This window comes from Pseudomonas faucium, from assembly GCF_021602585.1.
Classification (GTDB): domain Bacteria; phylum Pseudomonadota; class Gammaproteobacteria; order Pseudomonadales; family Pseudomonadaceae; genus Aquipseudomonas; species Aquipseudomonas faucium.
In genome coordinates this window covers 175,864-200,484 of record NZ_BQIP01000006.1, presented here as the reverse complement: position 1 = coordinate 200,484, position 24,621 = coordinate 175,864, and the positions used below count along the sequence as shown (strand labels likewise).

Annotated in this window: 18 protein-coding genes and 1 tRNA gene; 11 read left to right on the top strand and 8 right to left on the bottom strand. The window is 56.7% G+C overall.

Annotated elements, in window-relative coordinates:
- A complete protein-coding gene (locus L6D75_RS09860) occupies positions 1-1,209 on the bottom strand; it encodes a type II secretion system F family protein (protein ID WP_176513875.1) in 1,209 nt (402 codons plus the stop codon).
- 215 nt (positions 1,210-1,424) lie between these two features.
- Here L6D75_RS09860 and L6D75_RS09855 point away from each other — a divergent pair, with 215 nt between their 5' ends.
- The 5 genes from L6D75_RS09855 to L6D75_RS09835 all read left to right on the top strand — a co-directional run bounded on the left by L6D75_RS09855 (position 1,425) and on the right by L6D75_RS09835 (position 6,425).
- Complete coding sequence (locus L6D75_RS09855; RefSeq protein WP_176513877.1) at positions 1,425-1,835, top strand: pilin; 411 nt, start codon at positions 1,425-1,427, stop codon at positions 1,833-1,835.
- A 70-nt stretch (positions 1,836-1,905) separates the two neighbouring features.
- Positions 1,906-1,981, top strand: a tRNA-Thr gene (locus tag L6D75_RS09850).
- A 161-nt stretch (positions 1,982-2,142) separates the two neighbouring features.
- A complete protein-coding gene (locus L6D75_RS09845; RefSeq protein ID WP_176513879.1) occupies positions 2,143-3,465 on the top strand; it encodes a tyrosine-type recombinase/integrase in 1,323 nt (440 codons plus the stop codon).
- A gap of 607 nt (positions 3,466-4,072) precedes the next feature.
- Entirely contained in the window at positions 4,073-5,284 is a 1,212-nt protein-coding gene (locus tag L6D75_RS09840; protein ID WP_236193515.1) for an ImmA/IrrE family metallo-endopeptidase, read from the top strand.
- A gap of 10 nt (positions 5,285-5,294) precedes the next feature.
- Positions 5,295-6,425 (top strand): beta family protein, encoded by a 1,131-nt coding sequence (locus L6D75_RS09835; protein ID WP_176513882.1) that lies wholly within the window; start codon positions 5,295-5,297, stop codon positions 6,423-6,425.
- Between the two features lie 97 nt (positions 6,426-6,522).
- Here the strand turns inward: L6D75_RS09835 and darG are convergent, their stop codons facing one another.
- Positions 6,523-7,671 (bottom strand): type II toxin-antitoxin system antitoxin DNA ADP-ribosyl glycohydrolase DarG, encoded by a 1,149-nt coding sequence (darG, locus tag L6D75_RS09830; RefSeq protein ID WP_181019394.1) that lies wholly within the window; start codon positions 7,669-7,671, stop codon positions 6,523-6,525.
- Between the two features lie 5 nt (positions 7,672-7,676).
- A complete protein-coding gene (locus tag L6D75_RS09825; protein ID WP_176513884.1) occupies positions 7,677-8,276 on the bottom strand; it encodes a DUF4433 domain-containing protein in 600 nt (199 codons plus the stop codon).
- 1,397 nt (positions 8,277-9,673) lie between these two features.
- Between L6D75_RS09825 and L6D75_RS09820 the strand changes: the two genes are divergently transcribed.
- The 4 genes from L6D75_RS09820 (at position 9,674) to L6D75_RS09805 (ending at position 13,963) form a co-directional block, all read left to right on the top strand.
- The gene (locus L6D75_RS09820; protein ID WP_176513886.1) at positions 9,674-10,654 is read left to right on the top strand and encodes an integrase domain-containing protein; all 981 of its coding nucleotides are present in this window, start codon (positions 9,674-9,676) and stop codon (positions 10,652-10,654) included.
- On the top strand, positions 10,651-10,977 hold the full coding sequence (locus tag L6D75_RS09815; RefSeq protein WP_236193514.1) for a hypothetical protein: 327 nt from the start codon (positions 10,651-10,653) through the stop codon (positions 10,975-10,977). The genes L6D75_RS09820 and L6D75_RS09815 overlap by 4 nt, the downstream gene beginning before the upstream one ends.
- A 219-nt stretch (positions 10,978-11,196) precedes the next feature.
- A complete protein-coding gene (locus L6D75_RS09810; protein WP_176513888.1) occupies positions 11,197-12,111 on the top strand; it encodes a DUF2971 domain-containing protein in 915 nt (304 codons plus the stop codon).
- A gap of 697 nt (positions 12,112-12,808) precedes the next feature.
- Complete coding sequence (locus tag L6D75_RS09805) at positions 12,809-13,963, top strand: Fic family protein (RefSeq protein ID WP_176513891.1); 1,155 nt, start codon at positions 12,809-12,811, stop codon at positions 13,961-13,963.
- 171 nt (positions 13,964-14,134) lie between these two features.
- Here the strand turns inward: L6D75_RS09805 and L6D75_RS09800 are convergent, their stop codons facing one another.
- On the bottom strand, positions 14,135-15,043 hold the full coding sequence (locus tag L6D75_RS09800) for a DUF2806 domain-containing protein (protein WP_176513893.1): 909 nt from the start codon (positions 15,041-15,043) through the stop codon (positions 14,135-14,137).
- Positions 15,044-15,641: 598 nt separating this feature from the next.
- Between L6D75_RS09800 and L6D75_RS09795 the strand changes: the two genes are divergently transcribed.
- The gene (locus tag L6D75_RS09795; RefSeq protein WP_176513895.1) at positions 15,642-15,869 is read left to right on the top strand and encodes a hypothetical protein; all 228 of its coding nucleotides are present in this window, start codon (positions 15,642-15,644) and stop codon (positions 15,867-15,869) included.
- 172 nt (positions 15,870-16,041) lie between these two features.
- Here L6D75_RS09795 and L6D75_RS09790 read toward each other — a convergent pair whose 3' ends face one another.
- The 4 genes from L6D75_RS09790 to L6D75_RS09775 form a co-directional block, all read right to left on the bottom strand.
- Positions 16,042-16,995, bottom strand: coding sequence for an arsenic resistance protein (locus L6D75_RS09790; protein WP_176513897.1), 954 nt, complete (start codon positions 16,993-16,995; stop codon positions 16,042-16,044).
- Positions 16,996-17,117: 122 nt separating this feature from the next.
- Positions 17,118-17,711 (bottom strand): hypothetical protein, encoded by a 594-nt coding sequence (locus L6D75_RS09785; protein WP_176513898.1) that lies wholly within the window; start codon positions 17,709-17,711, stop codon positions 17,118-17,120.
- 133 nt (positions 17,712-17,844) lie between these two features.
- Entirely contained in the window at positions 17,845-19,098 is a 1,254-nt protein-coding gene (gene glyA, locus L6D75_RS09780) for a serine hydroxymethyltransferase (RefSeq protein WP_176513900.1), read from the bottom strand.
- A gap of 254 nt (positions 19,099-19,352) precedes the next feature.
- Positions 19,353-23,183, bottom strand: a complete 3,831-nt coding sequence (locus tag L6D75_RS09775; protein ID WP_176513902.1) for a sensor domain-containing protein — start codon at positions 23,181-23,183, stop codon at positions 19,353-19,355.
- A gap of 260 nt (positions 23,184-23,443) precedes the next feature.
- On the opposite strand from L6D75_RS09775, the gene L6D75_RS09770 reads away from it, so the two are divergent.
- Positions 23,444-23,839: a hypothetical protein gene (locus L6D75_RS09770; protein WP_176513903.1), complete on the top strand. Its 396-nt coding sequence runs from the start codon at positions 23,444-23,446 to the stop codon at positions 23,837-23,839.
- The last annotated feature ends 782 nt before the right edge of the window (positions 23,840-24,621 follow it).

The following is a 24,621-nucleotide window of genomic DNA, read 5'->3' as shown; positions in this document are numbered from 1 at the left end:
TCAGATCAAGCTACCCAACTGAAAGATCGGCAGGTACATCGCCACCACCAGGCCGCCTACCAGCACGCCCAGGACCGCCACGATGGCCGGCTCGAGCAGGCTGGTCAACTGCTCCAGCGCCTGGCTGACCTGTTCCTCGTAATGGCTGGCGGCTTTATCCAGCATCTGCTCCAGCGTGCCGCTGGATTCGCCGATGGCGGTGAGTTGTATCAGCAGGGGTGGAAACATCGGCTCGGCCGTCATCGCCTGGTGCAGCCCCTGCCCATTGGCCATGCCCTGGCGCAGGCGCAGTACGGCCCGTTGCTGCAAGTCGCCCCCGCAGGCCCCGGCCACCGTGCCCAGTGCATCCAGCAACGGCACCCCGGCGGTATACGCCGTGCCCAGGCTGCGGGCGAAGCGCGCCAGGGCGGCTTGCCCGAGCAGCGTGCCGAATACCGGCACACGCAGCGCCTGCCGAGATATCCACAGGCGGGCCGGCACATGCTTGCGATACAGCGCACGCCCACCCAGGCAGAGCACAACGGCAGTTATCAACAACAGCGGCGCCACACGCCCCAGCCCTGTGGACAAGTCGATGACCCACTGCGTGAAGGCAGGCAGCGGCGCATCAAAGCCCGCGAACAGCGCCTGGAAACGCGGAATCACTTCCAGCAACAAGATTGCCGACACCCCCAGGCCTGTCAGCAACAGCAGCAGCGGATAGAGCATCGCCTTGCGCAGTTTCTTGTGCAGCGCCTGACGCTGCTCCAGCATCGCCGCCAGCTGTTCGAGTTGCCGGTCCAGCGTGCCGGACTGCTCGCCCACCCGCACCAGGTTGCAGTACAACGCATCGAACCAGGCCGGGTGACGCTGCAAGGCATCCGCCAGCCCAAGCCCCGCGCCCACATCCTGTTGCAAGCGCTGCAGCAACGCCGCCTGCCCGGCATCGCAGCCGCTGCGGCCCATCACCTCGAACGCCTGCAGCAGCGGCACACCCGCTTTCAGCAATGTCGCCAACTGCCGGCTGAAGCCCGCCGGGTCGCATTTGCCCCGCCCCTTCGGCCAGCGCCAGGCCCACTCGCCAACGGCGCGTAAATGCGCAACGTGAATCCCCTGATGCAACAGCCCGGCGCGCACATACGCCGGGCTGCGCCCACGCGTTTGGCCACTGACGGCTGCGCCACTGGCATCGGTGCCGTGCCAGGCGTATCGCTGAGTCGAATGCTTCATGCAAAGGTCCTTTTTGCCGTTGCGACAAGCCTGGAAACAGCTTGCCGCGTCCTTGGAGGGGCACGCTTCCCTGAGGCTCACTAGAGTAGTTCAGCGAGCATGACGCCCAGACGGGCAGGGGTGACAAAAGGTGTCCGTTCAGGCCTACTGCGCCGCTGCGAGTCTGGGGTCGAGCCTGACCCCACCGAGTATGCGAATCAAAAAGGAAAACGTTCATGAAAGGGCAACGCGGTATCACCCTGATCGAACTGATGATCGTCGTGGCGATCATCGGCATTCTGGCGACCATCGCCATCCCGATGTACACCAACCACCAGGCCCGCGCCAAAGCGTCCGCCGGCCTGCTGGAAATCTCCGCGCTGAAGACCGCGATGGACCTGCGCCTGAACGAAGGCAAGGACGTGGCCGACGTCGCCGCCCTGGGCGGCCAGGCGGCCACGTCCCATTGCGCCATCACCGCCCAGGGCAGCGCCGCCAATGGCAGCGCCACCATCGGCTGCACCCTGGCCGATGCACCGGCCATCGTGCTCGGCAAGACCCTCACCCTGACCCGCTCGGCCACCGGCTGGAGCTGCGCGACCAACATCGAGGAAGACCTTGCGCCGACGGGCTGCAAGGGAGCTTGAGGGCAGGGGAATTAGCGAGGGGAAACAGGGGTTTGCGTAACGGCTGCGGCAGTGGTACGTTGCGCTACACGCCGGTGTAGCTCAGTCGGTAGAGCAGCGCACTCGTAACGCGAAGGTCGCAGGTTCGATTCCTGTCTCCGGCACCAGTTCAGGTTCCAGCGAAGGCTACCAAAATCTCTGGAACCCCCGTAAAACCCGCCTTCTGGCGGGTTTTTTCGTTATGGCATTCCGTCGGAATCCGACAGCTGCCAGCCGATTTAGGGGTAACGTTTGGGATAAAGTCGATTCGATAAAGGGGTTTACCCTTATGGCTCGTACTACTGCTCCCCTGACCGACACCGCCTGCCGTTCGGCCAAACCTACTGACCGCGGCTACAAGCTTTTCGATGGCGACGGTCTTTACCTCCTCGTTTACCCCAATGGCCGCAAAGGCTGGCGCTTCCGGTATGTGAAACCGGATGGGCGAGAGGGGCTGACCTCGTTTGGCAACTATCCCGTTATTGGTCTCGCAGATGCTCGGCAGAAGCGTCTGGAGACCAAGCGGATGCTGGCTGAGGGCATTGATCCGATTGAGTCCAAGCAACAGGCCAAGGCCGAGGCGGTTGTCAGAGGCCACACATTCGAGCGCGTTGCCTTGGACTGGCATAAGGAAATGTCCGTGAAGTGGGCGCCTGGCCATTCGAGGACCGTTCTGAGTCGTTTGAAGACTCACGTATTCCCGCTGCTAGGCGCACGCGCCATCGTTGATCTGGATACCTTCGACCTCATGCAGCCGCTTGAGGCGATCAAGAAGCGCGGCACGATCGATGTGGCCTTAAGGGTACAAAACTACCTTCAGAGCATCATGCGTGAGGCGAAGCGACTGAGGTTGATCACCGTGAACCCTGCATATGACCTTGAGGGCTTCATCAGCGCGCCACGGGTTACGCACCGGCCTGCACTCCCGCTGTCACGTCTGCCTGAGTTGATGGACCGCATCGAGAACTACAAGGGACGTACGCTGACTCGGCTGACCGTCATGCTGTCCCTGCATGTGTTTGTCCGGTCCAGCGAATTGCGCTTCGCACGTTGGAGTGAGTTCGCTCTTAAGCGCGGCATATGGGAGATACCTGACACGCGGCCCGCTTTGGATGGCGTCCCGTATTCGACCAGAGGCACGAAGATGGCGGGCGACATCCATCTGGTCCCGCTTTCACCGCAAGCGGTGGCGTTGCTCGAACAGATTCATGGGATCACGGGGTACTTCGATCTGGTGTTCACCAGTGACGCTCGCTCGTGGAAGCCAATGTCCGAGAACACGGTCAATAGCGCTTTGCGGAACATGGGCTACGACACCAAGACCGAAATTTGCGGGCATGGCTTTCGCTCCATAGCGTGCAGTGCCTTGGTCGAATCCGGGCTGTGGTCAGAGACGGCTATCGAGCGGCAGATGAGCCACAGGGAGCGCAACAATGTTCGGGCGGCGTATATCCACAAGGCTGAGTTCCTGGAGGAACGGCGAATGATCATGAGCTGGTGGAGCCGTTACCTCGAAGCGAACCGGCAGGAGCATATCTCGCCGCATGAGTTCGCGAATCAGACCGGGGCAAACGTTTCTCGCCTCAGAGCGAGGCGTGGCGCAGTCGAGTGAGCTTATTTATCGGATAGCAGGTAAGAAAACACGCCCGTGCATGTATTTGATTGGTGATTTCACAACAAAAACCTTATGAATCAATTGCTTAAATTACGCCGGTTGAGCGTGTGCCGCCAATTCCTTGCAGATTTATCTGCCCTGACCCGCTAGCGTAAAGAGGCAGGTTTATCGCCAGTATCTCCTGGGGAAGATAGAAATTCAGCGTGTAAGTCAGCTCGTCTTTTCTCGTGAGCGTAACGAGGTGCGTGTGGCAGCCGGCTTTTGTTCGCAATTTGGGAACACTCCCTTGACGTGTGGTAGGGGTTGAGGTAGCTTGTTCCCAAATTGGGAACAAAGCGACGATCATGAGATTGCTTGGTAGAGAGAAACTGCCTCCTCTTCAGGGGGAAAGCGAGCATATCCGCAAATGGATTTGTGTATGGGTGAGTGAGATCGGTCACGCAAAGTGGAAGGTTCCAGCCGAGCTACTCGAACAGTACCCTAATGCCCTTTCAACTTCCGAAGATACCTTTCTCTTCTCTATCTGTGAGTCCAACACATTCTTAGAGTTGAAGATCGCTTTTGCCCAAGGAATTGCAATAATCACTGCAATAGTGAAAAAATTATGAAAATCTTGAGCCCTAAAATTATCAAAACAGAGGAACAATACCTCGAATACTTTCATGAGGTGCATTCTCTGATAATTTCTTCTCCGAGACTTGGTTCGGAGGAAAGTGATAGGCTCGAACTGCTTTCGATGCTCATAGAGGACTATGAGAAGCAAAAATATCCAGTAGAGGCTCCTGATCCAATTGACGCTATTCTTTTTCGTATGACCGAAAAGGGATTGAAGCAAGCCGATTTGGTTCCATATTTTGGGACCAGAAGTAGAGTGTCAGAAGTATTAGCGAGGAAACGACCTCTCACAGTGCCTATGATTAGAGCTCTGGCAGTAGGGCTTGGTATTTCAGCTGACACCTTGGTTGGGCTTGATGAAGTTGGGAGCAGCCAAAATAAGTCTAATGTAGACTGGTCAAAGTTCCCTGTTAAGGAAATGGTTGCTAGGGGCTGGATTGACACCATCACTAGTAAAACAAAGAAAGCTGTAGAGGACATCGTTCAGGGATTTATAGCGGAAATGGGGCTGCAAGAAAGTGGAGCTTCTTTCCGGCGTACGCTTTCAGGTGACTCACCTACTCCAACGACAACTTATGCGCTTTATGCATGGCTGGCTAGGGTTATACAAAGAACGCGGCAGATGAAAAGTGAGCTTCCGGAGTACGATAAGACAAAAGTCGGTGAAGCCTTAATCAAAGAGGTCGTTCAGCTCAGTCGTTTTGAGGAAGGGCCTCGAATGGCAGTGGAGTTGCTTAAAAAACATGGTATAGCAGTAATTATTGAGCCTCAGCTAAAAGGTACAATGCTTGATGGTGCTGCTCTTAAAGAGGTAGACGGTACCCCTATTATTGCGCTGACCTTGAGGTATGACAGGGTCGACAATTTCTGGTTTACTCTGGTGCATGAAATGGTCCACGTTTGGAAACATATCGATGACGCCAGTGAAGCTATCCTAGATGATTTGGAGCACGGCAGCACCGACAAAAGAGAGTCAGAGGCTAATAGAATAGCACGAGATGCATTCATACCCCGGGCGATGTGGAAGCGTACCGATGCATATTTGAAACCAAGCAGAGAGACGATTATTAACTTAGCTAAAGAGCTTAAGATACACCCAGCGATTATAGCTGGTCGCCTTAGAAAAGAAGCGGGTAATTATAACCAGTTTACCGATCTAATAGGCCAAGGAATGGTTAGGGCTCAACTCGAAAATCTATGAGGTATGAAATATGAATAATCAGTATTTCCCCATCGTTCGAGCTAAATCTGGTGAGATGGAGGCGCTGTCTTACTTGAAAAAGTTGGACAAGTCTTCGTTTGAGCGTTGTACGCCTATATTTGAGATCACCAAGCTTGAAGGTAGAGATCTTGAAGTCGCATGTAAGAAAAGCGTTACCCCTTATGAGTACTATCTAGATAAGCGTGCGCATGAGATCGCTGAGGTATTTAGGGGTAAGCGCGTAATGCTCGATGTCTCGCAATGGCCTACCGAGTTCACTACCGAAGGTGGTGAACAAGTATTGAGTTATGTTTGCAATAGGCTGAACGACGTGGGGGTTGTTGTTTGCCCTGTGATCGGATATGACAGATGGGATGCGGTAGAGTACCGAGAAACCATCAAGGCTATGGATTTGCCGAATGACGCATTTTTCTGTATCAGGCTGGATAACTTGGCTATTGAGGACCTTGGAGACCCTGATCACCTCAACGAGATAATTGAAGATATGATACTGAGTGCGGGGCTGAATGAGTCCAGCACTCCAGTAATCATTGATATCGGCGATGTGACCAGGTTGCCAATGCAGGAACTGATGGAAGTCATAGAGTCTGCTTACGGGCACATGAAAGGCCTAGGTTTTGAGAAAATCATCATAAACGCAAGTTCGATACCAGACACTATTGATAAAGCAGTAAAAGATCGCGACTCAAGTGGCTTGGTTCAGCGAAAGGAAATGATTGTATGGAAAGGTTTTCTATCCGCTAATCCGCGAGCCTCTCTCTATTTTGGTGATTATGGAGTCAGGAGTCCTCGGTCTTCAGATAATATTGCGCCAAATATGAATGCTAAGATTAGATATACAGTAAATAATGCATTCTTTGTAGTTCGCGGTCACTCTGTGAAAGGCGAGGGCGGCTTTGCTCAAAGTCAAACCCTTGCGAAAACAATTGTGAGCTCACTTCACTACAGGCAGCCCAACTTCAGCTGGGGCGATGCCATGATCAAGCAATGTAGTTTAGGTAAGATAGTAGGTAGCCCAACTGATTGGATCGCTTATGACACTAGTCATCACTTGCAGTCGGTTATTGGTGAAATACACGAGTTCACTACCCAGATCGCAGCCATTGCAGCTCGTGTTTAACTGAGGTAGGGGGCAACAAAATCTTGATTGTGCACCCCCTCACTCTTTGAGCCCGAACCAATTAAAAATGGGAGGGCTTGCGGTGAAATGCTGTCATTTAGCAGAAACTAAACTCGTCACAGCTGATCTTCGCTACTGGTAGGCAGTCACTGGAGCTGACTCGAATCCATCCAAGGATCGCAAGACTACGGATCGCAGAGGCGATAGCTTCTCGTTTGGATTCGGTATTCCAAGCCTTCTTCCACGACAGGACGAAATCAAAAACCTCTCGCTCAGGCACAATTGTAACTTTCTGGTCTTCTTTGAGCTTGCTTACCGCATAAAAAACGGTCGCCACTTCTTCAGCTTGTTCTGTGTTTTTAATTCTACTAAAAAGATCAACGGTTTTTGATATTTTACTATCGTTGCGTTGTAGTACATCTTTAAATTTATCGCGCGCAGATTTATATTCTGGCCCAGTTCTTAGTGAATTCATTCGTCCTAATTGAACTTCACTTATGAGATTCGCGTTCGCTAAGGTGCTCAAAAGCTTTTGTACTTCTTCAGAGAAAGGACCGTAGCTTGCTTTTTTGAAGTCTAGATTGGTGTCAACGCCCAAAGCTGTGATGGCATGACAAATTTTTTGAAAAATGGTACGTCCAACTTTAGGTGCGTATGGTTGAGACTCAAGTTGGTGTAGAACTTCTAATAGCACAATCCAGTTTGGATTTATCTTCTGGTTTTTCGAGCCTTTGTGCGAAGATACTTCGAAAAGATTTTGCTGTGACGGGCTAAGAAAGTCGGTAGTGAGTTGGCTCACTGGAGTACCAAATGGTGCGTACATTTCCACCGGAATGTCAATCTTCGAAAGCATCTTATACATGATTGGCCCTATCAGTTCCCACTCCAGTCCGCCATTTCCACAACCCAAAGGAGGAAAGGCTACGGATGTGATATTCCATGTTTTATAGTTTTCAACAAAAATCACTAGCCCGTTTTGTATGTCCACCAGTTTGGAGGGGGAGCGCCAGTGGTCTTTGGTTGGAAAATTTATAATTGAAGTTCCGAGGATGTCCGTGTAAATGTAAGGTATGCCGGGTTTGACAAGCTTTTGTGAGCATCTTTCCACGTAGTCTTGCATTAGGCCCGGCCAGCGTTTTTTGAATTCTAATGCTACGCCCTTGCCCATCACGCCGACGCAGTTCACGGTATTGACCAACGTCTGCGCGTTGCTTTGGAACATGTCGCCTATAAGAACTCTGATCACGCTGTTCACCTGAAGAAAAGATGAGGGTTGGACGTTACTGGGATTCGCCAGTTCAACCCAGCGAGTACAGTCTCAACTTTTTGCTTCGTTGGGTCGTCACAAGTGTAGAACCCTGTGATGTAGCCAGGGGCCACAGCCCCAGGAACAAGGGTTTCAGCACATTTCGCAGCCTTTTTTTGCCATTCGACAATCTGTTCCTGATCTTTCCAGGAGTCCGCGAACACGTAGTCGAAATTGATTCTTGCCATACCGTCAGGATAGGAATGAAACCTTACGTAGTCCGAGGCAGCATTCTGGTCGCTCACTACTACATTGGGGAGCTCTAGCACTCCACGGCTGACCCTGACAACACAAAGGTCTGGATGAGCATTTTTCCTGAGGTATAGCATTGGATTGCGGGCGCAAAAATAAAGATTCGCATACTGATGCAGACGCATTCCGTTTGGGACTGTCTTGCCTACCCTACGATCCTGAATTGCTTGGGCGGCTACCGATGAATGCGGAAGCGCTGCAGCTCGGTCGTGGCAGAGAATTCCGTGCTGGAACACTGATGGAAGATTCTCGATTGGCATGATGCAGTGCAATTCTACTACACGGTGGCTCATAGGCATCCCATCCATACGTCAGGTGCGCACTATACCTCAAGCATGGCATTTCGCCTTCAACCGCTCGGAGGTTTTTGCCGTTTGCTTGTTCTTCGAACTGGTAGACAGCCTTGGATGCTGCGGCATCTACATCGGAAGGCATCCACCTACCAAAAACCTTCGCAATCATAGCCCAATCGCTATGCGCCATCTGCTTGGTCACCCACATAGTCAGATGCTCTCGCCTGGATCACAAGCTCAACCTCCCAGCATTTGCATTGAAATCCAGCATCCATGCACGCCCATCAACGTGAGTTGGCCCGCCGACAATGCTCCTGCTCGTACCAGCATTTTCTGAGAGCTGATACGTTGGTCCGCATCGACACCATTTGGCTGCGACCGAGTCCGCGGATATGCGTGCCGGCGCCGGCAGGCCCGCTGCGTCGGCACATTCTTGAGATCGGCATCCGGGTCATCTCCGCAAGACGGGGTGCCCGGACGCTGGCAGTGAGCGCACGATCCAACGCACGGCTTTGAGGTTTCGATGATCTGCTTTCCATGCGGGTCCATCCAAACAGGGCTGCACAGCCGCCCTGTTTGGATGGACCTCACCTAAAAAATCAAAAGCACCCAATCGGCCACTGGAAGTCACGGGATTCCGTACACGCCCAATGCAATTTTCAACCGCAAAATCCAGCCGGCGAGTCGCTTGACCCTCTCGGATTGCGGGCGTAGAAAAGACAGTGCAAAGGCTGTCGTTGACAGCCCCCCAGGTGACCCGAGCCTTCAAGGTCACGCCGCTCTCGCGGTGGTTCTCCCCAAGGGCGATTCGCATTCGGCAGCTCGCCCGGTCGCCTCCCCGGTGATGGATGCTCTTACACATGTGGCCCTCGTGCGCTAGAAACACCGTATCTCGCTGCGCTGCAGCAGCCTATCCGCTTGGCCGAATCTTGCGCCAACCTGTGCCCGTCTCTTTTTCTGGAAAGAGACGGGCACTTCTAACACTGCTGCAGCCCTGATCGCACATGGCTTTGCGGCAATCCCCCTCGTGACAATCGGCGTGACAAACGCCGATGTCACCAGCAACAGCCTTGTAGATGATGGTGCCGCAGACCAGGGAATGGACTGCACCTGACTGACAATCAGGCATGCCCCAGTCATCGCATTGCTGCATTCACCCGGCTCAGGATCTTCAGGCGCTGATTTAGTCAGCCAGCACTGCCTCCACCCGCCCACCGGCAACGGTGTTAAGGAGGCCAGATCATGAGATGCCCTTGCTCCCGGTTGTAAGGAGCCGTCAGTCCCGCGTAGTGGACATTCCCCACAGGTCGCAGGGGCCTTGATCCCTGATAACACTCAACATTCTTGGCGGGATGACGTGGGGCGAGGATCGGAGAACGGCAGATGAGGTGACCAATATGGCATTGGTGGGTAGACGCGATGGTCGTAATTTCGGCTATGGCAGGCAGTTGAGCTACGCAGGGCGGCAGGCGCTGAAAGACATGTTCGGCGGCGGTCATTACGGCACGGTCAAGGCGCACACTGATCGGTGGCAGGCATTCGTGAAATGGTGCCGCTCCGAACAAGGGCCCGGTATCAATGATGCGCGGCACATTGATCGAAAAGTGTTGGCCGACTATGCGGCGTATCTGCGTGACCTAGTTGGGCGCGGTGACCTCGCCGTCAGCACCGCACAAAACCGGCTATCCAGCGTTAACAGAACCATGGCGGCGCTTCGCGGTGATCAGTGCGTGAAATTGTCCAGCCTGAGCAAGGCGTTGGGCATGAAGCGCACTGGCGTTCGCCAATCGGTGCCGCAAGGCCAAGACCGCGAACAGGTTCAGCAGATCGCCCATGCGCTTTGCCTCCATCATCAGCAACGGGCCGCCGCAATTGTTCTGTTAACGCGAGCCACCGGCATGCGTTTGCGGGAGGCCATCTTGGCGGATCTGCCACGACTAAGCCGTGAGGCTAACGATCTAGGTAGGATTAACATTCAGGATGGCACCAAAGGCGGCCGCGCCGGCGCATCGGCGCCACGGTGGATTGCGGTGAACGACCATGTTCGCGAGGCGCTTGGGTTTGCACAGCAGGTTTTGCCTGCGGGTAGCCGCAACATGATTGCGCCATACGAAAGCTACCTAAGTCTTCTGCAACAAATTATCCGCCCGGCGCGGGACATCCTGCATGCACTCAACCTCAAGGGCTTCCACGAGCTACGTGCGGCGTACGCATGCGAGCGTTATGAGCAAATCACCCAACACCACGCACCTATCTACGGCGGCCAACGCTACCAGGTGGTAAGGGACCTTGATCGTGAGGCCCGACGACAAATTAGCTATGAACTGGGGCATGGTCGGATCAATGTTGTCGCGGCCTACATTGGTGGCCGGCCATGAGCAGACATTTCGACATGGAACTGTTCCTGTCTGGCGTGCTGAACGGATCGCACGCGACCCGGCAACGCCATTTGCGCCAGGCGAAAACTATCCAGACTGAAATCGCAAAGCGCTGGCAACGAGAAACACCTTGGGCTTGGCAGAGAAAGCATTTGTCTTGGTTTCTCGATCGTCGTCTAAACGGGCGGAGTGAGGCGACGCGGTACTACTACTTACTGACTGTGCGGCTGCTCGCTAGTCGGTTGGAAAAGTCATGGGTGTTCGGGTGGATAAGGATGCCCATATTGTTTTCACGGTCGGCCCCAATGAGCAAAAGTTGGTAACGTGCTAGGGAGATAGCTGTCGCCAGTTAAGAAAAACCGATGCTTTTGAAGGGGCTATAGATATCGCGAGAGATAAGTTTTGGTATGGCATTATAATGCTATGCGTAACGGAATTTGTTGGGTTATAATAATTCTGTTTTATGTTGTTCTGCAGTGCCGGCTCGGCTAGTTAGTGGTTAGAAATTTTATGAATTCTCATGGAGTGTACGGGTGTTATCGATGGCTAGCGGTGAAAAACCCATCCCTAATGTTTTATTCAAGTACAGGGATGACTCTGGGCGCACAGAGAGTATTTTTAAAGAAAAGAAAATTTGGTTATCATCAGCGGCTCAGCTGAATGATCCTCTAGAATGCCGAATTGGTGAAATTCCTAAGGAGTGGGAAGCTAGTAATATCCGAGCCATGGAAGGGGCCCAGTTAATGGGTATGATAGCTCGTCCGCCATTTTTTGAACCTCCTAAAAATATCCTTTCTCTGAGTGAGCGAGAAACCAAACAATGGTTGAAGCGCCTAAAAAAATTAGATCATCCTAGGAAGATGAAGGCCATGCGAGAACTGTATTCCGAGCATGGGATACAGCTATCTAGACCTGAAAGTGTATTCAAGGATATGCGCACCCGAATTTCTGCAGTTGGTATATTCAGTCTTAGTGAGACTTGCTGTAGTGAGTTGATGTGGGCGCACTATGGTGCTTGCCATCAAGGCATAGCGCTTGGGTTTTCAATCACACCAGGCTCCAAGTTGGCAAGTTCTAGGCATTGCTTGCCTGTGAGTTATGCTAGAGAAAAACCTATGTTCAAAAATGGCTTTAAAAATGAAGTGCAAATTATGGCTCCCGGGAGCGGTATGCCTAATGTTCAGAGAGTGTCATTTGAAGATGATGTGTTTAGAGCGGCAATAAGTACTAAGACCCCTGTCTGGGAGTATGAGAAGGAGTGGCGATACGTAGAGGAGAGTCATGGGTTGTTTGACTTCCCTGGTGCTTTGAGTCAGGTTGTGTTTGGGATGAGGATGAGTAATGATCGGAAGCAGCACTACAGAAATCTTGTTAGTGAATTCATTGGTAGTGATGTGGAGTATTTTGAGATAGTAGATGGGGCAGACTTGTGTGGTATCGAAGCTCGGAAAATTTGAGCTGATCTGATGCCGAATTAAGTATAGTGCTCAACTTCTCTCATAGTTTCATAGGTTGTAATTGTGATCATCTATTGGCAGTGAGTAGTCTGAGCCAGGTAGCGGATTTTAATAGAGTTTACATAGTCCACAGCTGCTAGTTGCGATTGGTGGCTGTGGTCGAAGCCATGTATTCGAATATGTGGCAAGATATTGTCGGGCCGTTGTTACGCGTTCGGTGGATCACTTTTCAGTTTATGTCTATATGCCATAAGTTCGGACTTTAAGCTGTGTTTTTTCCTGCTTTTTCGATTTTTCCCTGCGAGCAGCCGTACAGATTGTTTGAGGTAGTTTTAGGGATAGAATCAGATATCTTCAATAATAATAATGTTTGAAATCATGCCCTTGGGCCCTTGGGCCCTTGGGCCCTTATCCGACTCCTGTCTCCGCACCATATTCAGTTGGCCCGATGCAGCTTTCCTTGTTTCCGGCCCCTCCAAAAAAGCCCGCCTTGTGCGGGTTTTTTTGTCTCTATCATTCCCCTTCTGGCCGCTCCAGCTCACGACTAGTTTCGAGTTAACGGTAGGCCGCTTTTCACTTCCGGTTGCACGGCTTTCAAGATAATGCTTACCTTGAGCTCAGCTTTCACCCAATATTTTCGGGGTGTTTTGCGAAAATTTTAATGATAGTTGTTTTCCTGTTTAGAGATAATGTCTAGATGGCCACGTTTTCTCATCACGATCTCCAGCTGCTGAACCCGTCCTTCGACTCGCCTCTGGTTGACGTGCTGAGCGAGCTTGAATTCCTGCGCAGGCTGAGGCTGGAGGGCGATACGCCACCGCAGGTTTTCTTCCAGCTCAAGGACTTGTTCCACACGCTGGAGAGCTTGGGATCCGCTCGAATCGAGGGTAACCACACCACACTGGCGGACTACATCGACAGCAAGGTCGAAGGCAAGGCCGAAAGCACCGACCAGTTGCTGGAGATCGCCAATATCGAGAAAGCCATGGACTACATCGAAGAGGTGATGAAGCCTGATGTAGCCCTGACGGAGCACACCATCCGAGAGCTGCATGCCATGACCGTGCTCGGTTTGCGCCGCGAGGGAGACAAGACCCCCGGGGCCTACCGTGAAGGCCCGGTCAGGATCTCCCAGTCGGAACACACCCGGCCGGATGCCGTGCTGGTGCCTCAATACATGCAGGAACTGGTCAGTTTCATCAATCGTGACGACTCCCCGAAATATGCGTTAATGAAAGTCGCGTTGGCGCACCACCGTTTCGGCTGGATCCACCCCTTCGGGAATGGCAACGGGCGCGTGGTGAGGCTGCTCACTTACGCGCTGCTGATGAAGTACGGCTTCAATGTGAATGTGGGCGGAAGGGTGCTGAACCCCACGGCGGTGTTCTGCAATGATCGGGAGAACTACTACACCATGCTGGGGATGGCCCACACCGGTACCACGGCGGGCTTGGAGTCGTGGTGTATCTACGTTCTGCAGGGCATTCGCGACGAGCTGGAAAAGGTGGATAAGCTCACCAACTATGGCTATCTCACGAAAAGTATCTTGTTTCCAGCGGTGAGCTTTGCGCGCAGTCGGGAGTGGATCACTGAAGTAGAGGAGCAGATTCTGACGAGTGCGATAAAAATGAAGGTCGTTAAATCTGCCGACATTGCCGAGGTTTTGCCCAAGCTCACGTCCAGTCAACGGACCTACCAGATCAGGAAGCTGGTGGACCAGGGTATGCTTGTACCGGTTAGCCCAGGTTCAAGGCAGTACACGATCGGTTTCTCCAACAATTACCTGATACGTGGGGTGATCAAAGCGTTGAGAGAACAGGGCTTTATTCCTGAGCCCCTTGATAAGCCGTGATGGATGGAAAACAGATATGAACAACGCGTTTCATGGCCCGTAGGAACGGGTTTAGCCGCGAAGCGACGTCACGGAATATGCCATCCGCTTCGCAAAGCCCTGACGCAGCAGAGTTTCTACGAGAGCTCGCTTTTCCGTCAGGCTGCGCGGTGTAAGCGCCTGAGAATGGGGTTAGATTATTTCAACTATCTGAGTCTTTTGCGCTTTAAGTTTTTTTCTCAGGTAATCAATAAAAGTGGCAGAAGGGACGGCACGGCAGAGAGTGAATAGCTCTTGGCCAACGGTAGTGAAATTTACTTGGCCTGTGGAGATTTGAATCCTGTCTTCAGATAAGTTATCCATATTCGTTCGAGGGACTATTATTTCAAGTTCCCTTTCAAAATATTTCATGGAGACTGTATGACAGTCTTCTGGTGTGTTTTCATTGTTTTCAGGGGCAAGGGACAGCGCAAACCCCTCAGATGAGTAGTGAATGAGTCCTAAGAACTCCAAATGCAACGCTGAGCCGTAATTTATATTTTGGTCGCGGAAGTAGCTGTCGTCAGTGTCTAGGATATAAAGCTCCGGTGAGCCCTCTTGAGTTAAAGCAAAGGAGCAAAATCTGGTGAAAATTTCTGCGTCATCGCTTTCTAATATGCCGAGAGTGCTAATCGTTTTTTTTGAGTAGCTTGAAGGGTCAGAGGATTTTCTTGCAAGAATCTCTCCCCATACGCGCTGCATTTCTGGTTCGCTCACAGAGTCGCAGTGATTAAAAAAATAGCTCAGCCAGTCCTTGCTGATGTCCTCTGGATTGGCGTCTGGGGGCAACGACAAGATCGCATTTGCAGTGATTTTTTCGATGTTGTCCTGTTTTATTGTTTCGCGCTGTATTAAGTTGTGTATTGCTCTTTGTTCTAGTTCCGAAAGTTGCGCTTTGCTGTTGAATTTTATTAGGTCAGCATGGGCTTGTGCTTGCGCAAGTTTAATTATTTTTTTTGGTTCGTATAATACGCCTATCGCGTTTGATATTTTCTCAATCAATATTGAGGCTGGTTGGGTGAGGTTGCTGAGATCCAAAATTGATTTTCCATTATCGCTCATGATCTTCTTCTCAGAGTCTTCACGCCATGTTGCGTGGAGATGCATCGCGGAAGGTGAGGGCTGTTCTCATGAAGACCCCTCTCCTAAAGCTGGTTTGGCTAGTGGCAAAGTGCTTTATACCTGCAAGGTGCGTGAGAGCCAATACTAAACGCCGTAATTTCCCACGATGCGTGTAGCGTTTTGGTGTCCCGAGGAACTTGCGTAAACAGCCACACAGGGATAGATTGCCGAGGCCGCGGCAAACTCCGCGACCGGGTTTGGCGACCCGTACGAAAAGGCGCAACGGCGCCCCGATCACGATTGCAGGCGCTTTTTTTGCGTTCGCAGTTTCGTGTAATGGCGGCTGTGCGTGGGAGACCTTCGGGTCTGCCGGGTTCCTTTTCCTCGGTTCGCCAACCTGCGTACAGCTGCCACCCTAACCGTTTGGCGACGGTCAGCGTGGTTCTTTAACCGAAAAGGACCTCATGCATGCTCACCTTAAATCTATCCAGGAACCTCGCATTCGTTCTCCGCCGCCGCACCCCTCCGGCGCCTCCCAAACCCCACCGTTTCTACCCCATCTGCAACACATCGCGCCCAAGCCCAAGGCAGGTGCCCCATGACTGACCACGAACGCTTATCCACCATCCAAAGCTACGCCTGGACGCTCGAGCTGCTAGGCGAAGCCTTGGTGCAGCACGACGAGATGCTCGAGTGCGAGCACAACCCTCATCTGAGTTTTCGCAACACCGCTGGCATCCACCAGGCGATTCGGATCATCAGCCGGTTGGCCAGTGAGCAGTGTGGGAAGGTGAGCTCGTTGATGGAGGAAGAAGGGGAGGGATAATCAGGGTGGCCCGCTTTCACATGTTCATCGCCGCTACCTTGAAAGTGGCTTTGCTGTGACAGCGGGCCTTAGGTACGAGCAAGGTGTTGGATGGCACCGGCTTTGCCGGTGTTCGCGGGACAAGCCCGCTCCCACAGAAGCCAGCAGGAGCCAACAGGGGCACACAGAGGGGCTAGCGGATTAGTGTTGGTGCTACGCGCACGTAGATCAGCTCACTCACCAACTCCACCAGCGTCTGGGTAATTACTGCCGCTGCGGCTAGGCCGCGCAGGTCTTCCGGCAGGGCCAGGGCCAGTGGCAACACCACCAGCGAGTTGCGGGTGGAGGCACTGAAGGTGACCGAGCGCGCTTCGGCCACCGGCAAGCGCAACAGCCGCGCGGCGATAAAGCCCAGCACCGGCGCCAGCAACATGAAGCCGACATACACCGGAATCACCGGCAACAACCGGTCGAAATCACGCCACACCACGGCAATCTGCGAGCCGATCACCGCCACCAGCACCAGTGCCATCGCCGGCACCGGCATCCACGCCCAGCCATCATTCCACGCCGACACCGCGTGCGAACGCCGAGCGCCGGCGCTGGTGAGCACGGCGAGGACCATCGGCAACACGATCAGCAACACGAAGGCTTCCACGAACGGTGCGATGGCAATCGTCACCTCGCTGCCGTCGCCGAGCATCAGCGCCAGGTACACCGGCAGCAGCACCAGCTGCACCAACAGCAGCACGGGCGTGGCGGCGAGGGTCAGGCGGGATTCGCCTTTGCCGATGTGGGTGAACACCACCACGTAGTCGATGCACGGGGTCAGCAACACCAGCAGGGCGCCGATGAGGATCGCCGGGTGGGCCACCAGGCCGCGGGTAATGGCCCAGACCAGCAGTGGCACGAGGATGAAGTTGGCGAGCAGCAGGGCGGCCATGAAGCGGCGGTTGCCCAGGCCCTGGCGCAGGTCGAGGAAGGGGATCTGCAGGAACATCGCATACATCAGCACGGCAATGGCGGGGGTGACCAGGGCTTCGAGGTGCTGTGCGCTGCCGGGGGCCAGCAGGCCGAAGGCGACGGCGGCGAGCACGGCGGCGAAGTAGATCGGGATCTGCTGGGTTTCGAGTTGCTCTCTGGTCAAAGCGGGGCCTGTGCATAGGGGGCTGAAACGGCACAGGTTAATACGAAAAGGCGGCAGGGGCGCGTCAAATGTGGAGGCCCTGCAGGCGCACCACGCGCCTGCAGGGCTGGGCTTGGGGGCGGTCAATCGGCGTTCAGCCAATCGATGTTGCGCGCCAGGATGATCAGCCGCAGCGTGCTCTTGCGCGCCGCAGGGTAGCAAGTCAGGTAACCACCTACGGGATACAGGCCGTGAACCTGCAGTGGGTGGCCGTGGAGATTGGTCAGTTGAATATCGTGGCTGTCGCCCTCGGTTTCAGTCAGGTCGAAAGGCTCGCCGTTTTGTTCAAGGGTCACGTGCCACAAAGCGGGATCGGGCGCTTCGATCGGTTGGCTGTTCACCACGCCATAGGCATCGCAGAACACGCCTTCGCCCAGGTGCCTGCCACTGCGCACGTAGAGCCGGTAGCCCGCCTGGCTGTAGCGGAAGTAGAGCATCAAGGGGTCAGGTGTCGGGCCTTTGTCGAAGGTGACCAGCCCCATCTCCCGGCCATGTTGCCAGTCATCCTCGTTGCCATTGAGCAAGCCCAGTGTGCGTGTGCCGTCGAGGGTGAAGGCCGGGGCCTGGTACGGGCTTGCGAGTATCACAGGGCCGGTGGTCATGGTGTCGAAGACGTTGATCGGCGATCCGTCGTGTTGCAGGGTAGCGATGAACGAGCGGTCGATATCGGTGCTCATGGGCGTGCTCCAGGTTGAAGGAGCGCCAAGGCTAGGCGGCCCAGGCGGGGCAGCCCATGCGGAACGGCTTCCGCGCCCAGGTACGAAAAAGCCCGGCACTAGGCCGGGCTTTTTCACATCAGGCGGTTGCCGATCAGTTGCCGTAAACCGGCAGCTTCTTGCAGATGGCCTTGACCTTTTCACGCACGGCGTCGATGACGGCGTCGTTGTTCAGGTCGGCGAGGATGTCGCAGATCCAGCCGGCCAGTTCCTTGCACTCGGCTTCCTTGAAACCACGGGTGGTGACGGCTGGGGTGCCGAAACGCAGGCCCGAGGTGACGAACGGCGAACGTGGGTCGTTCGGTACCGAGTTCTTGTTGACGGTGATGAAGGCCTTGCCCAGGGCGGCGTCGGCGTCTTTACCGGAGATTTCCTGCTTGATCAGCGACAGCAGGAACAGGTGGTTCTCGGTACCGCCGGAAACCACGTCGAAACCGCGCTCGATGAACACGCTGGCCATGGCCTGGGCGTTCTTCACCACTTGCTGCTGGTAAGCCTTGAACTCAGGCTGCAGGGCTTCTTTGAAGCAGATGGCCTTGGCGGCGATCACGTGCTCCAGCGGGCCGCCCTGGGCGCCTGGGAAGACAGCGGAGTTCAGCTTCTTCTCGATGTCGGCGTTGGCACGGGCCAGGATCAGGCCGCCACGCGGGCCGCGCAGGGTCTTGTGGGTGGTGGTGGTGACCACGTCGGCGAACGGCACCGGGTTCGGGTACACGCCAGCGGCAACCAGGCCGGCGACGTGGGCCATGTCGACGAACAGGTAGGCGCCTACCTTGTCGGCGATGGCGCGGAAGCGCGGGAAGTCCAGCACCTGCGAGTAGGCCGAGAAGCCGGCAACGATCATCTTCGGCTTGTGTTCCACAGCCAGGCGCTCGACTTCGTCGTAGTCGATCAGGCCGTTGGCGTCGATGCCGTACTGGATGGCGTTGTACAGCTTGCCCGAGGAGCTGACGGAAGCGCCGTGGGTCAGGTGGCCACCGTGGGCCAGGCTCATGCCCAGGATGGTGTCACCGGCCGACAGCAGGGCCAGGTAGACGGCAGCGTTGGCCTGGGAGCCGGCGTGCGGCTGGACGTTGGCGTAGTCGGCGCCGAACAGCTCCTTGGCGCGGTCGATGGCCAGTTGCTCGACCACGTCGACGTACTCGCAACCACCGTAGTAGCGCTTGCCTGGGTAGCCTTCGGCGTACTTGTTGGTCAGCACCGAACCCTGGGCTTCCATGACGGCGGGGCTGGTGTAGTTTTCCGAAGCGATCAGCTCGATATGCTCTTCCTGGCGCAGAGCTTCTTGCTGCATGGCTTCGAAGAGCTCGGCGTCGTACTTGGCAATGGTCAAATCACGGCTGAACATAACGGTCCTCAAGGATCGGGCGGGATTGGGGGGGCATTCTAACCGATTGATTCGCGCCTGGCATATGAACTGGCGTCAAGTCGCGGACCAATGGGCTTCATGTTGCATCCCGCGCCGCGCCTGGGCTGGCGTGGGGGCGGGAGTTGACTCTGAGGTCCGGTTTTGGGGGGCTTTGCCCCCATCGCCGGCAAGCCGGCTCCCACAAGGACCGCGCCCGCCTCAAAGCCCCCTCCCGCTCCGCTGAGCAGGCTCCCTCAATGGAACATGAACAGCGTCTCGTTGGAGAACTGCGCCTCGAACTGGTTGGCCGGCATCGGCCGGCCGAACAGGTAGCCCTGCACCTCGTCGCAGCCATGCTCGCGCAAGAACTCCAGCTGCTCGTGGGTTTCCACGCCCTCGGCGATCACCGCCAGGTTCAGGCTGTGGGCCATGGCGATGATCGCCCGGGCAATCTGCGCGTCCTGCTCGCCTTCGGGCAGGCCGTCGACGAAGGTGCGGTCGATCTTCAGCACGTCGATGGGGAACTGCTTGAGGTAGTTGAGCGATGAATAGCCGGTGCCGAAGTCGTCGACCGCGATGCTCAGGCCCAGCACCTTCAGGCTGTCGAGAATCTGCATCGCCTCGTTCACATCGCGCATCAGGATGCTTTCGGTCAGCTCCAGCTCCAGGCACGCCGGCGGCAGCCCGGTTTCCTCGAGGATGGTGGCGATGCGGTTGCCTAGCTGGCCATCGGAGAACTGCCGCGCCGAGATGTTCACTGACACCTTCGGCACGCGCACCTTGGCCTTGTGCCAGGCCTTGAGCTGGCGGCTGGCTTCGCGCAGCACCCAGTCGCCGACGTCTACCACCAGGCCCAGCTCTTCGATCACCGGGATGAAGTCGCCCGGTGGCACCAGGCCGCGAGTCGGGTGGCGCCAGCGCAGCAGCGCCTCGGCACCGGTCAGGCGCTTGCCGTCGCCGCTGAACTGCGGCTGGTAGTAGAGGATGAACTCGTTCTGCTCCAGGGCATGGCGCAGGTCGCTTTCCAGCTCCAGGCGCTCCAGGGCGCTGGCGTTCATCTCGGCCTGGTAGAACTGGAAGTTGTTCTTGCCGCGCTCCTTGGCGTGGTACATGGCGGTGTCGGCGTTCTTCATCAGCTGGCTCAGCTCGCTGCCGTCCTGCGGGCTGAGGGCGATGCCGATGCTGGCGGTGACGAAGAACTCGCGGTTCTCCAGCACGAACGGGCGCACCAGGCTGCCGAGGATGTTCTCGGCCACGTGGATGGCGCGGTTCAGCGCCATCTCGCGGGTGGCGCGCGGCTGCAGCAGCAGGGTGAACTCGTCGCCGCCCATGCGCGCCACGGTGTCGTCGTCGTCGACGCAGGCCAGCAGGCGCAGGGCCATGTCCTTGAGCATGCGGTCGCCCGCGGCGTGGCCGAGGGAGTCGTTGATCGGCTTGAAGCGGTCGAGGTCGAGGAACATCAGCACCACCCACGCCTTCTGCCGCTCGGCCTGTTGCAGGGCGGTGTGCAGGCGGTCCTGGAACAGCGTGCGGTTGGGCAGGTGGGTGAGGGCGTCGTAGTAGGCCAGGCGGTGGATGCGCTGTTCGCTGGCCTTGCGCTCGCTGATGTCGGTGAAGAAGCACACGTAGCTGGCCAGGTCGCCTTCGTCGTCCAGCACCGCGGTAATGCCGACCCACGCCGGGTAGCGCTCGCCGTCGCGGCGCTTGAGCCACACTTCGCCTTCCCAGCTGCCGCGCTGGTGCAGTTGCTTGACCACGTAGCGCAGGTGGCCTTCCTGCTGTTCGTCGACGGTGAGCATGCCGGGCAGTTGGTCGAGCACCTCGCTCACCGCATAGCCGCTGACCCGGCTGAACGCTTCGTTGGCCTGCACGATGTAGCCGGCCGGGTCGGTGATGAGGATGGCCGAGGTGGAGTGCTCGAAAACCGTGGCGGCCATGCGCAGGTCTTTTTCCGCGCGGCGCTGCTGGCTGATGTCGCGGCCCACGCCGAGCACGCCTTCGAAGCGCTCGTGGTCGTCCCAGATCAGCACCAGGCGCAGTTCGATGGGGATCTTGCGGCCATCGGCGCGCAGGCAGTCGAACAGGAACAGCTGGGTCGGCAGGCGCTGGCGCAACTGCGCCAGCTCTTCGCTGTCGCCCATGGCCCGGCTGACCCGTTCCATCAGGCTGTAGATGCCGGTGAGCTGGGCGGGGTTGGCGATGATCGACTGCCAGCCGTTGTCGAAGATCCAGTCGGCCGGGTAGCCCAGCACGGCCTGCACCGAGGGGCTGACGTAGTTGAGCTGCAGCTTGCTGTCGGTGGAGAAGATCACGTCGCTGATGCTTTCGGCGAGCATGCGGTAGCGCTGTTCGCTGTCGCGCAGCGACTGGCTGGCCTCGATCTGCACGGTGACGTCCTTGCCCACGCCGATGATGCGCGTGACCAGGCCGTCGCTGTCGCGGGTCAGCACTTGTTCGCGGATGTCGTAGCAGCGCCAGCCGCCGTCGCGGTGGCGGAAGCGCAGCTGGGTGTGCAGCGCCTGGCTGTGGCCGGTGTCGCGCTGCTGCTGGCGCATGGCCTGGTAGCTGGCGGCGTCTTCGGGGTGCAGCAGCAGCTCCCAGAAGCGCTCGCCCATCTGCGCCAGCTCGATGCGGTTGTAGCCCAGGGTTTCGCCGAGGTGGCGGTTGCTGAAGATCATCCGCTGGTTGAGCACGTCCTGGACGTACAGCTGGTCGGGCACGGTTCGCACCACGTCCGACCAGAAGCTTTCGCGCTCCAGCAGCGACAGCTCCACCTGCTTGCGGCTGGTGATGTCGCTGATGCTCAGGATCACTGCCTGGTAGTCGCGGCGCTGCTGCGGCAGGCGCGCCATCAGCCACAGGTGTAACTCGCCGCCCAGCGGCGCTGGCAGGCGCACTTCCAGCTCCAGCGAAGGGCGCTGTTCGATCAGCGCGTCGATCAGCTGCATGCCCACGCTGTCGCGGCCATCGCCGCTGCCGTCGATCAGCCGCTGCCAGGCGCCTTCGTGGCAGTCGACGTTGAGCAGCTGGCGCGCCACCTGGTTGATTTCGGTGATCTTCAGCTCCTGCAGCAGCGTGCGGCGCAGGTTGCCGTCCAGGGCCAGGCTCTGCTTGAGCGCGGCGAGGTTGCGCAGGTGGTAGCGGTCGAGCTGGCCGGGCAGGCTGGACAGGTCGAGCACGCACAGGGCCACGCCTGTGCCTTCGAAGATTTCCTGGTAGCGCCGGCGGTCTTCCTGCAAGGCGCGTTGGCGGCGGCGCATGTTGATCAGCGCCAGTACCGGCAGCAGCGCGCAGAACAGCGCCAGCAGGCATTTGCCGAGCAGCGCCGGCAGCAGCTTCTGGCGCGCAAGGCCCGCGTCGAACAGGCCGCGCAGCTGCCAGGTGCTGTTGTCGATGAAGGCCAGCATCACGCTTTGTAGCGGCTCGTTGCTGGTGGCCACCGGGCCATGGCGCTGCAGCACCTCGCCGCTGCGGCTGTTTTCCAGCAGCCACAGTGGGTGGCTGGGGCCGTCCAGGTGCACGGTGAGGGCCTGGTAGTAGTCGCTGGACAGGCGCAGCAGCCAGTAGCCGCGGTCCTGTTCGCTGGTTTGGCGCAGCAGCAGGTAGATCGTGCGGTTGTCGGGCGAGTTGGAGAAGAAGAAGCCCTGGCCCTGGTTCAGCGTCAGCAGCTCGTCAATCAGTTGGCGGTCGGGGCTGCCGGCCAGGCTGTCGCCGCGCAGCTGCCCGCTGTGGTCGATCCAGGCCAGCTCGCGCAGGCTCGGCAGGCGTTCGCGCAAGGTGGCGACCAGGCTCGGTAGGGCGGCCGGTGTCGGCGCCTTGACGTAGGGCTGTACCACATTCAGCGCCTGCTGGGCCTTGAGCGCCATGTTCAGGGTCAGGTGGTCGGCAAGCTCGGCGCTGGCTTCCAGGTTCTGCTGGCGCTGGTCGTCCTGGGTATGGCTGAACTGGGCGAACAGTTGCCACAGCAGCAGGCCCAGCAACACCAGCGCGAGCAGGGCCAACGCACCCTTTACCGAACCGCGCAGGGACGCGACCGGAGCCGAGGTTGCAGGGCACAGCGACGACGGATGATTGAGATTGGTCAAGCGTTGGTCCTGCGATTGGGCTGGCGATGGCAGGTTTTGTTATGCACGGTGCATGCCGGTGCCTACAGGGGCCGGGACCGTGGTGGCGCACTATAAGGCCGGACACCCGAAACGGGCTAGCATGCCTGGCATTATGGCAAAGTGCCAGCCCGGTCATCGATTGCCGGTAGTCGTGGTGCCGGCGCTGGGTTCGGCAAGACCCTGCTTCCTGTGCGAGAATGCCGGCCGCTTCAATGACAACGCTTCGGAGATGTTCGCTTTTGGTTACTCACTTTTCCACCAATGGCCTCGATTCCGCCTGTGGGCGCAGCAGTCAGACCCTTGTCAGCACTGCCGTGACCGAGGACGTATCGTGCAAGTCGTGCCAGCGCTCGCTGGTCAAGCCTGAAGCGGCAGCTGCCGCGAAAAACAAGACGCCGTCGCTGGCCGAACTGCGCAAGACCGCCAAGGCGGCTGCAGCACCGGCCGAGGTCGTGGCCGCGGCCAAACCTGCGGCCAAGGCCGCCAGCGCGCCCGCCGCCAAGCCGGCCAAGGCCGTTGAACAGCCTGCCCGCAGCGGCGGCTTCAGCGTCAAGGCCGCCTATGCCGCGCGCCTGGCCGAGCAGGGTGACCGTTGCCGGTTGCCGCGGGGCAAGGCCAAGCAGCGTCACGTCTGATTCATGTGAGGCTGTGCTGGCCTCATCGCCGGCAAGCCGGCTCCCACGGGTTCGCCAAGGGCCTTCTGTGGCAGCCGGCAGCCACAGGTTCGCCACAGGCCTTCTGTGGGAGCCGGCTTGCCGGCGAATGGGCCGCGAAGCGGCCCCAACCCGCCCCACCATCCGACCACCCTGTGAAACGCCGCAGGTTGGCGTAGAATGGTCGCCTTTGTTCAATCACACCCCGTAAACACATCGCCCGGGCCACTTGCCGGGGCGATCGTCGATGTCTTTATCTATCTATTTAGAGGGCTTGGTTTTGGCTCAATACCCCGATCTGCGCTATTAGTTTTTGGTTGCGTTTTGTGATTGAGAATTTTCCCCCCTAGAATTCTGGGCTCCAGCCTGTCGGCAACGGCAAGAAATGTAAAAACGTTGCTTTGTATAATTTTTTAGTAAACTTTTGGCGCTTTTCGGGCCAGATGTAGCCTCGAAACTTAACTTTTTCATCTGGCACCAAGCCCGCTTCGCCGGTCATCGCATGTGTAGCGCAACTCCAATCTCTTCAATTACAGGTCTTAAGCACCCTGCAGGCTGAACAAACAGCTGAGAAGTTTGATAACGGTATAAGATTGCAGAATTTTTAGGTGTTGTGGTGCACGCATGGATCATGCTTAGTGTTCGACGTTCTAGTTTTAGCGAGAAAGTTATCTAGTTGCAGATGCTTGCAGGTTCTCCCGGCCAGCATGCTGGGTGTGCGGGTATCTGACTATCCTTGGAGTGGCGTTTTTACAGAGGGCGGC

Bases quoted from the DNA above. Each gene is read 5' to 3' on its own strand.
- L6D75_RS09860 (WP_176513875.1), bottom strand. From the start codon at position 1,209: ATGAAGCATTCGACTCAGCGATACGCCTGGCACGGCACCGATGCCAGT.
- L6D75_RS09855 (WP_176513877.1), top strand. From the start codon at position 1,425: ATGAAAGGGCAACGCGGTATCACCCTGATCGAACTGATGATCGTCGTG.
- L6D75_RS09845 (WP_176513879.1), top strand. From the start codon at position 2,143: ATGGCTCGTACTACTGCTCCCCTGACCGACACCGCCTGCCGTTCGGCC.
- L6D75_RS09840 (WP_236193515.1), top strand. From the start codon at position 4,073: ATGAAAATCTTGAGCCCTAAAATTATCAAAACAGAGGAACAATACCTC.
- L6D75_RS09835 (WP_176513882.1), top strand. From the start codon at position 5,295: ATGAATAATCAGTATTTCCCCATCGTTCGAGCTAAATCTGGTGAGATG.
- L6D75_RS09825 (WP_176513884.1), bottom strand. From the start codon at position 8,276: ATGAGCCACCGTGTAGTAGAATTGCACTGCATCATGCCAATCGAGAAT.
- L6D75_RS09820 (WP_176513886.1), top strand. From the start codon at position 9,674: ATGGCATTGGTGGGTAGACGCGATGGTCGTAATTTCGGCTATGGCAGG.
- L6D75_RS09815 (WP_236193514.1), top strand. From the start codon at position 10,651: ATGAGCAGACATTTCGACATGGAACTGTTCCTGTCTGGCGTGCTGAAC.
- L6D75_RS09810 (WP_176513888.1), top strand. From the start codon at position 11,197: ATGGCTAGCGGTGAAAAACCCATCCCTAATGTTTTATTCAAGTACAGG.
- L6D75_RS09805 (WP_176513891.1), top strand. From the start codon at position 12,809: ATGGCCACGTTTTCTCATCACGATCTCCAGCTGCTGAACCCGTCCTTC.
- L6D75_RS09800 (WP_176513893.1), bottom strand. From the start codon at position 15,043: ATGAGCGATAATGGAAAATCAATTTTGGATCTCAGCAACCTCACCCAA.
- L6D75_RS09795 (WP_176513895.1), top strand. From the start codon at position 15,642: ATGACTGACCACGAACGCTTATCCACCATCCAAAGCTACGCCTGGACG.
- L6D75_RS09785 (WP_176513898.1), bottom strand. From the start codon at position 17,711: ATGAGCACCGATATCGACCGCTCGTTCATCGCTACCCTGCAACACGAC.
- glyA (WP_176513900.1), bottom strand. From the start codon at position 19,098: ATGTTCAGCCGTGATTTGACCATTGCCAAGTACGACGCCGAGCTCTTC.